This window comes from Flavobacterium sp. LC2016-13, assembly GCF_009707955.1.
GTDB lineage: Bacteria > Bacteroidota > Bacteroidia > Flavobacteriales > Flavobacteriaceae > Flavobacterium.
This window is the reverse complement of the sequence record NZ_WMDQ01000004.1, coordinates 45,266-60,575: the sequence shown is the minus strand read 5'-3', so window position 1 is coordinate 60,575 and position 15,310 is coordinate 45,266. Positions and strand designations below refer to the sequence as shown.

Annotated in this window: 15 protein-coding genes; 9 read left to right on the top strand and 6 right to left on the bottom strand. The window is 32.6% G+C overall.

Annotated elements, in window-relative coordinates:
• Positions 1–41: 41 nt before the first annotated feature.
• Positions 42–812, top strand: coding sequence for a nucleoside triphosphate pyrophosphohydrolase (gene mazG / locus GKZ86_RS09540; RefSeq protein ID WP_154782885.1), 771 nt, complete (start codon positions 42–44; stop codon positions 810–812).
• Position 813: 1 nt separating this feature from the next.
• Here the strand turns inward: mazG and GKZ86_RS09535 are convergent, their stop codons facing one another.
• Positions 814–1,494, bottom strand: coding sequence for a Crp/Fnr family transcriptional regulator (locus GKZ86_RS09535; RefSeq protein ID WP_154782884.1), 681 nt, complete (start codon positions 1,492–1,494; stop codon positions 814–816).
• A 199-nt stretch (positions 1,495–1,693) separates the two neighbouring features.
• On the opposite strand from GKZ86_RS09535, the gene GKZ86_RS09530 reads away from it, so the two are divergent.
• From GKZ86_RS09530 to GKZ86_RS09495, 8 genes are all read left to right on the top strand, one after another.
• Positions 1,694–4,081 (top strand): heavy metal translocating P-type ATPase metal-binding domain-containing protein, encoded by a 2,388-nt coding sequence (locus GKZ86_RS09530; RefSeq protein ID WP_154782883.1) that lies wholly within the window; start codon positions 1,694–1,696, stop codon positions 4,079–4,081.
• A gap of 116 nt (positions 4,082–4,197) precedes the next feature.
• Positions 4,198–4,389 (top strand): cbb3-type cytochrome oxidase assembly protein CcoS, encoded by a 192-nt coding sequence (gene ccoS, locus GKZ86_RS09525; RefSeq protein WP_154782882.1) that lies wholly within the window; start codon positions 4,198–4,200, stop codon positions 4,387–4,389.
• Positions 4,390–4,391: 2 nt separating this feature from the next.
• The gene (ccoN, locus tag GKZ86_RS09520) at positions 4,392–6,581 is read left to right on the top strand and encodes a cytochrome-c oxidase, cbb3-type subunit I (RefSeq protein ID WP_154782881.1); all 2,190 of its coding nucleotides are present in this window, start codon (positions 4,392–4,394) and stop codon (positions 6,579–6,581) included.
• Between the two features lie 4 nt (positions 6,582–6,585).
• On the top strand, positions 6,586–6,762 hold the full coding sequence (locus GKZ86_RS09515) for a CcoQ/FixQ family Cbb3-type cytochrome c oxidase assembly chaperone (protein WP_154782880.1): 177 nt from the start codon (positions 6,586–6,588) through the stop codon (positions 6,760–6,762).
• 17 nt (positions 6,763–6,779) lie between these two features.
• The gene (locus GKZ86_RS09510; RefSeq protein WP_154782879.1) at positions 6,780–7,718 is read left to right on the top strand and encodes a cbb3-type cytochrome c oxidase N-terminal domain-containing protein; all 939 of its coding nucleotides are present in this window, start codon (positions 6,780–6,782) and stop codon (positions 7,716–7,718) included.
• 10 nt (positions 7,719–7,728) lie between these two features.
• On the top strand, positions 7,729–9,147 hold the full coding sequence (gene ccoG, locus GKZ86_RS09505) for a cytochrome c oxidase accessory protein CcoG (protein ID WP_154782878.1): 1,419 nt from the start codon (positions 7,729–7,731) through the stop codon (positions 9,145–9,147).
• A gap of 12 nt (positions 9,148–9,159) precedes the next feature.
• A complete protein-coding gene (locus GKZ86_RS09500) occupies positions 9,160–9,609 on the top strand; it encodes a FixH family protein (RefSeq protein ID WP_154782877.1) in 450 nt (149 codons plus the stop codon).
• Between the two features lie 173 nt (positions 9,610–9,782).
• On the top strand, positions 9,783–10,484 hold the full coding sequence (locus GKZ86_RS09495; protein WP_154782876.1) for a sulfite exporter TauE/SafE family protein: 702 nt from the start codon (positions 9,783–9,785) through the stop codon (positions 10,482–10,484).
• On the opposite strand, the gene hemN is transcribed toward GKZ86_RS09495, so the two are convergent.
• The 5 genes from hemN to GKZ86_RS09470 form a co-directional block, all read right to left on the bottom strand.
• The gene (hemN, locus tag GKZ86_RS09490) at positions 10,481–11,845 is read right to left on the bottom strand and encodes an oxygen-independent coproporphyrinogen III oxidase (RefSeq protein ID WP_154782875.1); all 1,365 of its coding nucleotides are present in this window, start codon (positions 11,843–11,845) and stop codon (positions 10,481–10,483) included. The two genes, GKZ86_RS09495 and hemN, sit on opposite strands and share 4 nt — an antisense overlap.
• Positions 11,846–11,972: 127 nt before the next feature.
• A complete protein-coding gene (locus GKZ86_RS09485) occupies positions 11,973–12,443 on the bottom strand; it encodes a hypothetical protein (RefSeq protein WP_154782874.1) in 471 nt (156 codons plus the stop codon).
• 105 nt (positions 12,444–12,548) lie between these two features.
• Positions 12,549–12,896, bottom strand: coding sequence for a hypothetical protein (locus GKZ86_RS09480; protein WP_154782873.1), 348 nt, complete (start codon positions 12,894–12,896; stop codon positions 12,549–12,551).
• A gap of 110 nt (positions 12,897–13,006) precedes the next feature.
• On the bottom strand, positions 13,007–13,429 hold the full coding sequence (locus tag GKZ86_RS09475) for a DoxX family protein (protein WP_154782872.1): 423 nt from the start codon (positions 13,427–13,429) through the stop codon (positions 13,007–13,009).
• 122 nt (positions 13,430–13,551) lie between these two features.
• The gene (locus GKZ86_RS09470) at positions 13,552–15,180 is read right to left on the bottom strand and encodes an acyl-CoA carboxylase subunit beta (protein WP_154782871.1); all 1,629 of its coding nucleotides are present in this window, start codon (positions 15,178–15,180) and stop codon (positions 13,552–13,554) included.
• Positions 15,181–15,310 lie beyond the last annotated feature (130 nt).

Sequence of the window (15,310 nt, the reverse complement as noted above, 5' to 3'; positions counted from 1 at the left end):
CTCAATAAAATATTCTAATTTTGGAAGTATAAAATAAAAAGATGAACAAAGAACTTCAACTAAAAGCATTCGAAAGATTATTAATTATCATGGATGAACTACGCGAGCAATGTCCCTGGGATAAAAAACAAACTTTGCAAACGCTCAGGCATCTTACAATTGAAGAAACTTACGAATTAGGAGATGCTATTTTAGATAATGATTTAAATGAAGTAAAAAAAGAATTAGGCGATTTGTTATTGCATATCGTTTTTTATGCTAAAATAGGTTCTGAAACCAACGATTTTGATATAGCCGATGTTTGTAATGAAATCTGCGAAAAGCTGATTCATCGTCATCCTCATATTTATAGTGACACTGTTGTAAAAGATGAAGAAGAAGTTAAACAAAATTGGGAAAAATTAAAACTAAAAGAAGGTAAAAAATCTGTATTAGAAGGCGTTCCAAGAAGTTTACCAGCATTAGTAAAAGCAAGCCGAATTCAGGATAAAGTAAAAGGTGTTGGTTTTGATTGGGAAGAACCGCATCAGGTTTGGGACAAAGTGCAGGAAGAATTACAAGAATTGCAAATCGAAGTTAAAGCAGGCGATCAGGATAAAATAGAGGCCGAATTTGGCGATGTTTTATTCTCGATGATTAATTATGCCAGATTTTTAAATGTAAACCCAGAAGATGCATTAGAGCGTACTAATAAAAAATTTATCAAACGTTTTCAATATTTAGAAAGCAAAGCAGGTGAATTAGGAAAGCCTTTAATGGATATGACGCTGGCAGAAATGGATGTATTCTGGAATGAAGCTAAGAAACTCTAAATTATTCGGCTAATTTTTTTAAAGCTTTTACGTTTTTAAGCACAATTTTTTTTCCAGCCAATTCTATCAATTCCAATTTATTAAAATCTGATAATAAACGAATACAGCTTTCAGTTGCAGTTCCAATCATTCCGGCTAATTCCTCTCTGGTAAGCTGCACTTTTAAGGTATGATCTGTATTTTCACCAAACGTATGATGTAAATATAATAAAGTCTCTGCTAATCGCTGTTTTACTGTTTTTTGAGCCAGTGCAATTTTGTCATTTTCAGATTCTTTTAAATCTTCGCAAACAGATTGCATTAAGTTCATTGAGAACTGATTGTTATTATTGAAAAAATTAATGATTTCAGATTTTGGAATAAAACAAACCTCCATGTCAGCAATAGCTTTCGCAGATAAGTTAGCCGGTTCATTGCTTATCATAGAACGCTGTCCTAAAAGTTCTCCAGATTTAACAAGTTTTACGATTTGGTCTTTTCCGTTCGCACTAAGTTTAGATAATTTTCCAACTCCGTCTTTTACACAAAAAACGCCGTTGGTTACTTCGCCTTCCTCAAAAATAGCATCACCTTTTTTTATCTTATAAGTTGTTTTGCTGTTGGCTAGTTTTATTACTTCATCTTTGCTTAGGGCTTTCAAAGAAGTTAGTTGTCGAACGATACATTGGTCACATTTATTCATGACAAAAATTTTGAGCAAAATTAACCATTATTCATGTCTTAAAGCATAATAATTTCAAAAAAAATAAGAAATAATCTCAATAAAAAAAATGGCCTTTTTATTTTTAGTAAATTAGAATCATAATTTAAAAAAGCATGATAAATGTCATATTTATGCTCTTTTTTAATTTATAAACTTTGCACAATTTAAAAAACAAATTATGGAGGAGCAAGGTTGTTTTCATTGTGGTTTAACCATTGCTGGAAATGAAGAAATCAATTTTGATAATAAATTGTTTTGCTGCAATGGTTGCAAAACAGTTTACGAAATTTTTAGCCTTCATGATTTAACCTGCTACTATGATTTTGAAAAATCACCGGGAGCTACTCCACAAGATATTCAGGGCAAATACGACTTTCTTGATAATGAAGCTATATTATCAAAAGTCCTCGAATTTCAAGAAAGCAATACAGCTATTGTATCTCTAAATATTCCACATATTCATTGTAGTTCATGTATCTGGATCCTCGAAAATCTTAATAAATTACAATCAGGCATCAATATTTCCCAAGTTAATTTTCCTGAGAAAAAAGTCCGAATCACCTATAATTCCGATCTTGTTTCACTTAAAACCATCGTTTATATGCTAAGTTCAATTGGCTATGAACCTTATATTAGTTTAGAAAATTATGAAACAGGAAAAAGCAATGTTGATCGAACCCTAACCTATAAACTTGGAGTTGCATTTTTTTGTTTCGGAAATATAATGCTGCTCTCGTTTCCTGAATATTTTGAAATTAAAGAGTTTTGGCTCGATAATTATAAGCCCTTTTTTAGAGCATTAATTTTTGTTTTGTCACTTCCCAGTTTTTTATACTCAGCAAGTGGTTATTATGTTTCAGCATATAAAAGCATCAAATCTAAAATGCTGAATATTGATATACCTATTGCATTAGGAATTATCGTAATGTTTATTCGAAGCACATTTGATATGCTTATGGATTACGGACCCGGTTTTTTTGATAGCTTAACAGGTTTGGTTTTTTTTATGTTACTCGGAAAAATGTTTCAGATAAAAACCTATAGTTTTTTAAGTTTTGAAAGAGATTTTAAATCCTATTTTCCAATCGCTGTTACCAGAATTAATACAGACACATCCGAAGAGAGTGTGCCAATTTATGATGTTTTAAAAGGCAACAGATTATTAATCAGAAATCAGGAATTGATTCCTGTTGATGGTATTTTAATTAGTGAAAAAGCAGAAATCGATTATAGTTTTGTGACCGGAGAAGCAATTCCGATTAGCAAAAAATCCGGAGATAAAGTATTTGCAGGAGGAAAACAAATTGGTAAAGTAATCGAAATGGAAGTACTGCATTCTGTTTCTCAAAGTTACCTTACACAATTATGGAGCAATGAAATTTTTCAGAAAAATGTACAGCAAAAACACAAAACAATTACAGATGCCATTAGTAGATATTTTACACCAATATTATTATTAATTGCTTTTGCATGTTTAGGTTATTGGATATTTATAGATGCCAATACAGCCTTTAATGTGTTTACTGCAGTATTAATTGTCGCTTGCCCTTGTGCACTGGCATTAACGGCGCCATTTACTTTCGGAAATATTTTACGAATTCTAGGAAAGAAGAAATTATATCTTAAAAATGCATTAGTAATCGAACAATTAGCAAAAGTTGATACAATAGTTTTTGATAAAACAGGAACAATTACAACGCATAAAAAAGCAGACATTACTTATGAAGGAAGTATAATTTCAGAAGAAAATAGTATTTTAATAAAAAATGTGCTTCGTGGATCAAATCATCCATTAAGTCGAATGTTATATGATTTTTTGCCTGAAACAAAGAAAATTAAAATGGAGGATTTTCAGGAAATAACCGGAAAAGGAATTCAGGCATTTGTAGAAAACAAACAAATAATAATTGGTTCATCTTCATTTGTTGAAGCCTCAATTTCAGATTTATCCGAAATAGAAACAACTTCACTCCATATCAAAATTGATGGTATTTATTATGGAAGATTCAATTTTAAAAACCAATATCGTGAAGGTCTGGAAGAGTTGTTTTTGAAACTGAATAAAAACTACCAAATCAAAATATTATCAGGAGATAATGATGGAGAAAGAGCAAACCTTGAAGCTCTCCTGCCAAAAAATACACAACTTATTTTTAATCAGAAACCCGAGCAAAAATTAGCATTTATAAAAGAATTACAGGAAAATGGACAAAATGTAATGATGGTTGGGGATGGTTTAAACGACGCTGGTGCTTTAGCACAAAGTAACGTAGGCATTTCGATCTCTGAAAATGTCAATGTTTTTTCTCCTGCCTGCGATGCAATTTTAGATGCGAGTGAGTTCTCAAAACTAAATTACTTTTTAAAATTATCTCATAAATCAATAACTATAATCAAAATGAGTTTTGCCTTATCACTGCTCTATAATGTTGTTGGACTTACCTTTGCGATTACAGGAAATCTTCTTCCCCTGGTGGCTGCTATAATTATGCCTTTAAGTACGATTACCATAGTTAGTTTTGTAACTATAATATCTAACTACTTAAGTATTAGAAAATTAAATTAAAATTTTAGTAATATTTAAGAAAATTTTTACTAAATTTAACATTCTTCTCTGACCATGATAATTATCATATTTTAAAAGCCTGTAACCAAGTAATTTTGTTAACATAAATTTACGGTATGAGTGTTATCTATCTATTAATTTCAGTAAGTATTTTCGTAGCTATCGGATTTTTTATTGCCTTTATTGTTGCTGTTAAATCAGGCCAGTATGACGATGATTATACACCTTCAGTCAGAATACTTTTTGACGACGAAATCAAAATTACCACCCAAACAAAAGATTCACCAACCGAAGAAAAACAAGTATAATTATGGAAATGGAACAGTTTTATTACGACAACAAAATTGTAAAAAAATTCATTTACGCCACCATTCTTTTTGGAGTAGTGGGTATGTTAGTAGGGCTAACCCTTGCGGTTATGTACCTTTTTCCCAACATGACCGATGGGATTTCATGGCTAAGCTATGGTAGATTAAGACCTTTGCATACAAATGCTGTTATTTTTGCCTTTGTAGGAAATGCCTTTTTTGCCGGAATGTATTACTCCATGCAGCGATTGCTAAAAGCCAGAATGTTTAGTGATTTTTTAAGCAATTTACATTTTTGGGGCTGGCAGCTAATTATTGTCGCAGCAGCTATAACATTGCCTTTAGGTTATACTTCATCAAAAGAATATGCTGAACTTGAATGGCCTATTGATATTGCGATTGCAGTTATTTGGGTCGTTATGGGTATCAATATGATAGGTACAATGTTGCGTCGTAGAGAGCGCCATTTGTATGTAGCTATTTGGTTTTATTTGGCCACATTCGTAACTGTAGCTGTTCTACATATTTTTAATAATATAGAAATCCCGGTTTCAGGATTAAAAAGTTATTCTGTTTACGCCGGAGTTCAGGATGCGTTGGTACAATGGTGGTACGGACATAATGCAGTAGCATTTTTCCTGACAACACCATTCTTAGGTTTAATGTATTATTTTATTCCAAAAGTTGCCAATCGACCTATTTATTCATATCGATTATCTATTATTCACTTTTGGTCATTAATATTTATTTATATCTGGGCCGGACCACACCATTTACTTTATTCAGCTTTACCAAGTTGGGCTCAAAATTTAGGAGTAGCATTTTCAGTAATGCTTATCGCTCCATCTTGGGGAGGTATGATTAACGGACTTTTAACTTTAAGAGGTGCGTGGGATAAAGTTCGTGAAGAACCTGTTTTAAAATTCTTTGTAGTAGCTATTACTGGATACGGAATGGCAACTTTTGAAGGTCCAATGCTTTCATTAAAAAATGTAAATGCAATAGCGCATTACACAGACTGGATTATTGCCCACGTGCACGTTGGTGCCTTAGCTTGGAACGGATTTATGTCTTTTGGTGTTATTTACTGGTTGATTCCAAGAATGACGAAGAGTAAATTATTCTCTAATAAATTAGCCAATTTCCATTTCTGGATTGGTACTTTAGGAATTATTTTATACGCATTACCAATGTACGTGGCTGGTTTTCAGCAGGCATCAATGTGGAAGCAATTTAATCCGGATGGAACTTTAACCTATGGTAACTTCCTTGAAACAGTAACTGCAATTATGCCATTATATTGGATGAGAGCAATTGGAGGTTCTTTATATCTAATTGGAATGTTGACATTGGTTTACAACATTATCATGACTATTAAAGCCGGTGAAACCATCGAAGATGAATTAGCTCAGGCTCCTGCATTACAAAGAATAAGCAGTAATAGACTAAATGGAGAAAAATTCCATTCCTGGTTAGAAAGAAAACCAATTCAGTTAACCATTTTAGCAACGATTGCTATTTTAATTGGAGGAGTGATTCAAATTGTACCAACAATTATGGTAAAATCAAATATTCCAACAATTTCAAGTGTAAAACCTTATTCACCATTAGAACTTGAAGGACGTGATTTATATATAAGAGAAGGCTGTGTAGGTTGTCATTCACAATCCGTTCGCCCTTTCAGAAGCGAAGTTGAGCGTTACGGACCTCAATCAAAAGCAGGAGAATTTGTCTACGACCATCCATTTTTATGGGGATCAAAACGTACAGGACCTGATTTGTTAAGAGTAGGTGGAAAATACAATGACAACTGGCATTTCAATCATTTCTGGAGCCCGCAAAGTATTTCTGCAGGTTCAATTATGCCAGGTTATAAATGGCTGTTTGATAACAAACCAATGGATATTTCATTAACACAAAAGAAAATGCAAGTCATGGTTTCGCTTGGTGTTCCATACTCAGAAGCTGAAGTAGCGAATGCTCAGGCAGCATTGAGAACGCAGGCAATTTCGATAGAAAAAAGCTTAGAAAACGATCCTGATTTTGTAAAAAGTTATGAAGACAGTAAAAAAGCAGCTGTTGCTAAAGGTGAAAAATTCGTGCCGATGAATGAAAGAGAAATTGTAGCCTTAATTGCTTATATACAAAGACTTGGAACTGATATTAAAGTAAAAGATATTTCTAAAAAATAACATTATGTTCGAACAAATAAAGCACAATATGGAGAATATATCGGGTATAGAAATTTACCCGATTCTTTCTCTACTGATATTCTTTTTCTTTTTTGTAGGCCTGGGTTTTTGGGTGTTCTCATATAGAAAAGATAAAATTCAGGAAATGAGTGAAATTCCTTTAGATGAAGGAACAGTATAATTTGAAAAGATAATAATATGAAAAAATTTTTCCCAGTATATGTAAGAGTACCGCTGATTTTCTTCATCGTTTTTGGTTTAATGGAATACTTTATAGATTCTGGTGATCGACCGGCTTTTATAAAATACCCAATGCTTTCAGTTTTCTTATTTGCATTCCTGTTTATTTTAATTGCTATTGAAATCACATTAAGTGCAGTAAATCGTGTCATGTATCAATTGATGACACCCGAAGAAAAAGCAAAACTGGAATATGAAGAGCGCCTAACTTTAAAAGAAAGTGATTGGTATAAAAACCTTATGCACAAGCTTACTAAAACACAGCCTATAGAAAGTGAAGGTGAATTATTGATGGATCATGATTATGATGGTATTAAAGAACTTGATAATAATTTGCCGCCATGGTGGGTTTATTTATTCTATATCTGTATTGTTTTTGGTGTAATTTATTTTGCCCGTTACGAAATTTTTGGTGGTAACGATCAGGAGGCTGAATTGAAAATGGAAATGGCGCAGGCTAAAGTAGATGTCGAAGAATATCTTAAAACGGCACCTGATTTAATGGATGAAAAGACGGTTGTTTTACTGACTGATCCGGAAAGTTTAGCAGCTGGTAAAGAAATATTTACAACAAATTGCGCAGCTTGCCACAGAGCTGATGCCGGTGGACAGATTGGACCAAACTTAACAGATGACCATTGGATTTTAGGAGGTGGAATTAAAAATGTTTTCCATACTATAACGAATGGAGGACGTGACGGAAAAGGAATGATATCATGGAAAACTAATGGTTTAAAACCAAAAGAAATTCAAAAAGTAGCGAGTTATATTTTGTCTTTACAAGGTAGTAATCCAAAAGAGCCAAAAGCTCCGGAAGGTGAAATTTGGGTAGATGACAGTGCACCAAAAGATGCCGCTGTCAGTACAAAAAAAGACAGTACTGAAGTTAAAAAATAATTATAATATCATGTCAAATTTACCAGACGAAGCTTTTAGAGATACCATTGGAACTATTGATGAAGGTGGAAATCGAAAATTTATTTTCCCGAAAAAACCGTCTGGTAAGTTTTACGATTATCGAAAAATAGTTAGTTACATTTTACTGGCCATTTTAATTGCTAATCCGTTTATAAAAGTTAACGGAAATCAATTTATGATGTTCAATGTTATGGAACGTCGTTTCAATATTTTTGGATCTCCATTTTGGCCACAGGATTTTTATCTCTTTGTAATATCAATGCTTGTTGGTATTGTCTTTATTATTTTGTTTACCGTTGTTTTTGGAAGGATTTTTTGTGGATGGATTTGTCCCCAGACTATTTTTCTTGAAATGGTTTTTCGCCGAATTGAATATTGGATTGACGGTGATCGTGGCGCTCAATCGCGTTTAGCAAGACAAGAATGGAACGCAGAAAAAATTAGAAAAAGACTCATTAAATGGTCCATTTTTTTCTTAATTTCTTTTATTATCGCCAATGTTTTTTTAGCCTATTTAGTGGGTAGTGACACGCTGTTTTTAATGGTTGAAGAAGGACCTGTTCAGCAAGCGAGTAATTTTATTGCACTGCTTATTTTTACAGGAGTATTTTATTTTGTATTTGTATGGTTTCGTGAGCAGGTTTGTATAATTGCCTGTCCTTACGGCCGATTACAAGGAGTTCTTTTAGATAACAAATCGATTAACGTTGCGTATGATTTTGTACGTGGAGAAAAAGAAGTTGGCCGCGCCAAGTTTAATAAAAAAGAGGACAGAGCTATAACCGGTAAAGGAGATTGTATCGATTGTCATCAATGTGTGCATGTTTGTCCGATGGGAATTGATATTAGAAACGGAACACAATTAGAATGTACAAATTGCACGGCCTGTATCGATGAATGCGATAGTATAATGGAAACTGTTGGTTTGCCAAAAGGACTTATTCGTTATGCATCTGAAGATGAAATTGCAAAAAAAGAGCCTTTTAAATTCACAGCGAGAATGAAAGGTTACACGGCTGTTTTAATTATTTTACTAGGTGTTTTTGCAGGAATGTTGTTTTTAAGAACCGATGTTCAGGCGATTGTTTTACGTTTACCAGGACAGCTTTTTCAGCATAAAGGCGATAAAATAAGTAATGTTTATACCTATAAAATTGTCAATAAAACGATGAAAGATTACAACGATATTCATTTTGAATTAATTGATCAAAAAGGGGAAATTAAAAATGTTGGAAAAGAACATTTTAAAATTAAAAAAGAAGACATTTCACAAGGAACACTATTTATAGAAATAGAAAAAGCACTTTTAGAAAGTGATAAAACAAAAGTTGAAATTGGGGTTTATAATGGCAAAGAATTGCTTGAAACTACAACAACAAACTTTTTAGGTCCACGAAGTTTTAATTAAAATAAAAATACCATGAAAATCAATTGGGGAACCGGAATTGTCATTGCTTTTGCGCTGTTTATGACCTTTATTTTATATTTTGTTTTTGAAGTGCAATCGAATAGTAAGTACGATAACGATTTGGTTGTTGAAGAATATTATAAACACGATTCGCATTTTCAGGAAGAAATGGCCCGAATTCAAAATGCACATGATTTACAATACAAGCCTTCTATTAAATATACCGAAAATGGTGTAAAAATCGCTTTTCCAACAACATTAGAAAGTGATAAAATAAAAGGAAATGTTTTATTGTACCGACCTTCTAACAAGAAATTTGATTTTAATACTCAAATCAGTTTGTCAAATTCTACTTTATTTATCCCAAAAAATAAATTGATAAAAGGACGTTGGGATGTGAATATGGAATGGCAATACGATGGAAAGAAGTATTTAACTAAAGAAGTAATTTACGTAGATTAAATTTGTTTTTGCCACATATTGTAATGATTTACACAGATTAAAATCATTATAACCTAATCTGTAGCAAAATAAAAAATAAGTAGATTATTTCCTTGCCACCAATTGAACTAATTCGAACAGGTTTTTCTGATCATTTTAATCTAATTAATCTGTAGCAAAAAAATAGAAAACAAATGTTGTATTCAGCTTTCATATTTGGTCTTATCAGTAGTTTACACTGCATCGGAATGTGCGGGCCAATTGCCATGATGTTACCTGTAGATCGTGAGAATGAAGCTAAAAAAATAACCCAGATAATAACATATCATTTAGGCCGATTGACAGCTTACGCTTCAATCGGTTTAATTTTTGGATTATTAGGCAGAGGTTTCTTTTTGGCAGGATTACAGCAAAAAATGTCAATCTTTATTGGTTTGGCGATGATACTTGTAGCCTTAATTCCTGAAAAGGTATTTTCAAAATATAACTTCTCCAAACCAGTTTATAAAATCATCTCAAAAATAAAATCAAGCTTAGGGAATCAGTTTAAAAACAGAAGTTATAAATCACTTTTTATAATTGGATTGCTAAACGGATTTTTGCCTTGCGGAATGGTTTATGTGGCTTTATTTGGCGCAATAGCTATGCAAAGTGCCAATTTAGGAGTTCTGTATATGATTTTGTTCGGTCTAGGAACTTTACCGCTAATGACATTAGTGGTATATATTAATGCAATGATAAAACTTCCGTTTCGAAATAAAATACAAAAAGCTATTCCTTATGTTGCGGTGATTATTGGTGTTTTATTTATCCTTAGAGGTTTAGGTTTAGGAATTCCGTATGTTTCACCATCTAATATGAGTTTGTTTGTACAACAAGTTCCTAATTGTCATTAAACAGTCATCGAAAACAAACTTGTTTCCGGTGATTTTCTTTTTAAATGCAAATCAAAAGCCATGCATATATTGCGTACAAAAGGTTTTCCGGCTTCTGTAATTCTTATTTTATTGTTTTCAATTATAATTAACTGATCTTTTTCTATTTCTTTCAAATCTGATAAAACAGTTGGGAGTTCTTTAAAATATAATGATTCATTATTCCAGGAAGTTTCAAACTCACAAGTTAAGTTTAATATATGTTTACGAATAATAAGGTCTTCATCTGTTAGTATATGACCTTTTACAACAGGCAATTTATCCCATTCTAGTAATTGATAATAATCTTCTAAACTCTTCGTATTCTGTGCAAAACTATACCAACTATCACTAATAGATGAAACACCTAAACCAATCATCAATTGTGTTTTTGAAGCGCTGTACCCCATGAAATTCCGATGCAGTTTTTTGTTTTCTGCAGCTTTATATAAGCTATCAGTTTCCAGCGCAAAATGATCCATACCAATTTCATGATAACCATTTTTAGAAAGAAGCTTTTTGCCAACTTCATATAATTTTCTTTTTTCGGCATCTTTTGGAAGATTTTCATCATTAAATCCGCGTTGCCCGTTTCCTTTTATCCACGGCACATGTGCGTAGCTGTAAAATGCCAAACGATCCGGTTTTAAAGAATTTGTTTTCTCAACAGTATCAACAACATCTTCAAGAGTTTGAAATGGTAAACCAAAAATAATATCATGACCAATAGAATTATACCCAATTTCTTTTGCCCAAAAAGTTACTTTTGCGACATTATGAAAGGGTTGAATTCTGTTAATTGCTTTCTGAACTTTTTCTGCATAATCCTGAACACCAAAACTCACTCGGCGAAAGCCCAGATCATATAACTTTTTGAGTTGCTCGTAAGTGGTGTTGTTTGGATGTCCTTCAAAACTAAACTCATAATTTTTAGCTTTATTAGCAAAACTAAAAATACCATTTATAAGATGTTCTAAGTTATTTTTTGAAAAAAATGTTGGTGTACCGCCACCCAAATGAATTTCTTTTATAGAAGGTTTTTCAGGAAGCAATCTACAATATAAGCTCCATTCTTTTAAGAGTGCTTTTATATAGGTTTCCTCAACAGAATGATTTTTAGTAATACGTTTGTTGCATCCGCAAAATGTACACATGCTTTCGCAAAAAGGTAAATGAATATATAAACTGATACCGTTTTGAGAATTACTCTCTGAAAATGCTTTCTGAAAAGATTCTGCCCACTTTTCTGGAGTAAAATTATCTTCATTCCAATACGGGACAGTTGGATAACTTGTATATCTTGGACCTGGAACATTGTATTTTTGAATCAAAGAAATTTTCATAAAAGTGGATTTTGGAACATCAAAATTAAGTTCTAAATCCAAAATATAAAATGATAAATATCATATTAATGCTATAAAAAAAAGAGACTCAAAATGAGCCTCTTTTTACTGAATTAAATAACTAACACTAAATAGAATCCTGGATGATTTTAAGCCATTTTTTTGCAAACATATGATCTTGATAAGCACTTATTTGTTTGATGCGGTCGTCATCAAAATCATAGAATGGAATTGTAATTTTTTTAGAAGTTTCTCTATCCTGAAATTCAAAATCAATTTTTAAGATTGTGTCTGAATTTCCATCTGTAGTTAAAACCAATTTAGCTGATGAGACTGATTTTAAATCTACAAACGTTGATTCTTGTTGATTTGGATTGAAATTCATTAGAATGAATTTTCGATTTTTGTGATCGATTGTAAGCGTTTTATTGCTTTGAGACTCTGTTAAATCAAAATGTTCCGGATATGTCGGATTGAATTTCTTTTTTATGCTTAAAATTTTTGATTTGTTTGCAGCACTTGTTCGGGCAGAGAAATATACGGGAATGGCTACTATGACCGCAATCACAATACCAATTATAGTTACACTTGTATCCATGTTGTTTAAATTAAATAATATGAAATAATAAACAGTCTCCTGATTGAAAACGGTTTAATTTATTTGGAAGGAATAATTCTTCGCGCTAAAATTTCATGTATTTAATTACCAAAAATAATGGAAAGGGTAGAGCAGTAAAGAGACTTTTTTACTCTGAAGAGAATATTGATTGGCAAAATTTGATGCCGATTTTATAACCTGATGACTTGGAATTATCATTAACAATGCATCAAACCATTTAATTACGGCAGGATGATTTGTTTTAATATTTGCTATAAGCTGATAACTTGTCTGCGGTTGTATGAAAGCTAAAGAATCAGTTGATTCAATAGAAAAATTTGTATCCGTTTTTTGAGTCTCAATTTTTTGTACAGCAGCTTCATTTGCTTGCATAGCAAAGAAAGCAATGATCAAAAGTGATACAAAAAATAGGGTCTTACGAATCGAATTCATGGCGGCGAATTTAATGCATAAAACACAATTAAAGAAATTTTAAAGAAAAGATTAACGATAAAAAAAGTTATTATTTATCCTCAACATTTATTGCCGAGGATAAATAACTATTATTGTTGCATTTTGAAGTAATAATCAGCCGAATGTTTTCCGCTGCCATAAAACAAAAAGAAAACACAAACTAATAATGTAACCACAGCTAAAATTAAATTTTCAGAGTGCATGTTTCCCATGAAATTGATAATAACGGCTCCAAATAAAATGGGTAACTGAGCCGCTATGGCCCAACGGGTAAGTAATCCAAAAACAATCATTATGCCTCCAATCATATGAGCTGGCGCAATGTAATGTAACATAAACATTCCGCCCCCAAATCTGTCGATAGGAGAAATTAAATCATGCAAATACTGAACGTTGGTTACAAACCAAACTCCTTTCATAAATAAAAAAACGCCCAATACAATACGTACTAAATCTACTGGTAAATAAGTGTGCGCATTAGCCCATTTATTCAAACTTTTTACATTTTCCATGATGCTACGTGATTAAAAATAATATACTAAGTTACTAATTTTTAATGATATAGATTTTTTTAATGGCTTGAAAATGAGTTTTGTATTATTTTTTTAACGTATTTTAAAGAATTACTAAATGGCTAAACCTGAATAACTCCCAAATTAAATGGTTTTTGAATAGGAGCGTGGTTCGCAGCTTCAATTCCCATAGAAATCCAAGTACGAGTATCTAAAGGATCAATAATAGCATCTGTCCATAATCTTGAAGCGGCGTAATAAGGTGAAGTCTGTTCATCGTAACGTGCTTTTATTTTATTGAATAACTCTGTTTCTTTGGCTTCATCAACAACTTCTCCTTTTGCTTTAAGCGAAGAAGCTTCAATTTGAGCCAATACTTTTGCGGCCTGAGTTCCGCCCATAACGGCAAGTTCTGCACTTGGCCATGCAAAAATCAATCTCGGATCATAGGCTTTTCCGCACATTGCATAATTTCCTGCTCCGTATGAGTTTCCAACAATTACAGTAAATTTTGGTACAACCGAGTTACTCACGGCATTTACCATTTTGGCGCCGTCTTTTATAATTCCGCCATGTTCAGATTTTGATCCAACCATAAAACCTGTAACATCTTGTAAAAAAACTAAAGGAATTTTCTTTTGATTGCAATTCGCAATAAAACGAGTTGCTTTATCTGCACTATCAGAGTAAATTACGCCACCAAATTGCATTTCTCCCTTTTTGGTTTTAACAACCTTTCTTTGATTTGCCACAATACCAACAGCCCAGCCATCAATTCTGGCATAACCTGTTATTATGGTTTGTCCGTAACCGTCCTTATAAGCTTCAAATTCAGAATTATCGACCAATCGATTGATGATTTCCATCATATCATATTGTTCATTTCTGGCTTTTGGTAAAATTCCGTAAATAGCTGCAGGGTCAAGAGTAGGTTTTTCGGCTTTGATTCGGCTGAAGCCAGCTTTGTCATAATCGCCAATTTTGTCTACAATATTTTTTATTTTATCCAATGCATCTTTATCATCTTTGGCCTTATAATCTGTCACTCCGGAAATTTCGCAATGCGTTGTAGCTCCTCCTAAAGTTTCATTATCAATAGTTTCACCAATTGCTGCTTTTACCAAATAACTTCCGGCAAGAAAAATACTTCCGGTTTTATCAACGATTAAAGCTTCGTCGCTCATAATTGGCAAATAAGCTCCGCCGGCAACACAACTTCCCATAACGGCAGCGATTTGAGTAATTCCCATGCTGCTCATTTGGGCATTGTTTCTAAAGATGCGTCCAAAATGCTCTTTATCAGGAAAAATTTCATCCTGAAGCGGTAAATAAACGCCGGCACTATCAACCAAATAAATAATTGGAATTCTATTTTCCATTGCAATTTCCTGTGCGCGTAAATTTTTCTTTCCTGTAATAGGAAACCATGCACCGGCTTTTACAGTAGCATCATTGGCAACAACAATACATTGTTTTCCTTTTATATATCCTATTTTAATGACAACGCCGCCAGAAGGACAACCACCATGTTCAGCATACATTCCTTCACCAACAAAACCTCCAATTTCTATACTTTTTGAGTTTTCATCTAACAGATAATCGATGCGTTCGCGAGCTGTCATTTTACCTTCGGCATGTAGCTTTTCGATACGTTTTTCACCTCCGCCCAATTTTACTTTGGCAAATTTTTGTTTTAGTTCAGAAAGTAATAATTTATTGTGATCTTCGTTTTTATTGAAGTTTAAATCCATAAGAAATTGATGTTTTTACAAAATAGTGTTGGCTAATTTACAAAATCAATTGAAACCCACATAATAAAATGTTTTCCTCAAATGAAATAAAAGTAGGTTCACTATATCCAAAAAAATTAAAAGAAATTAG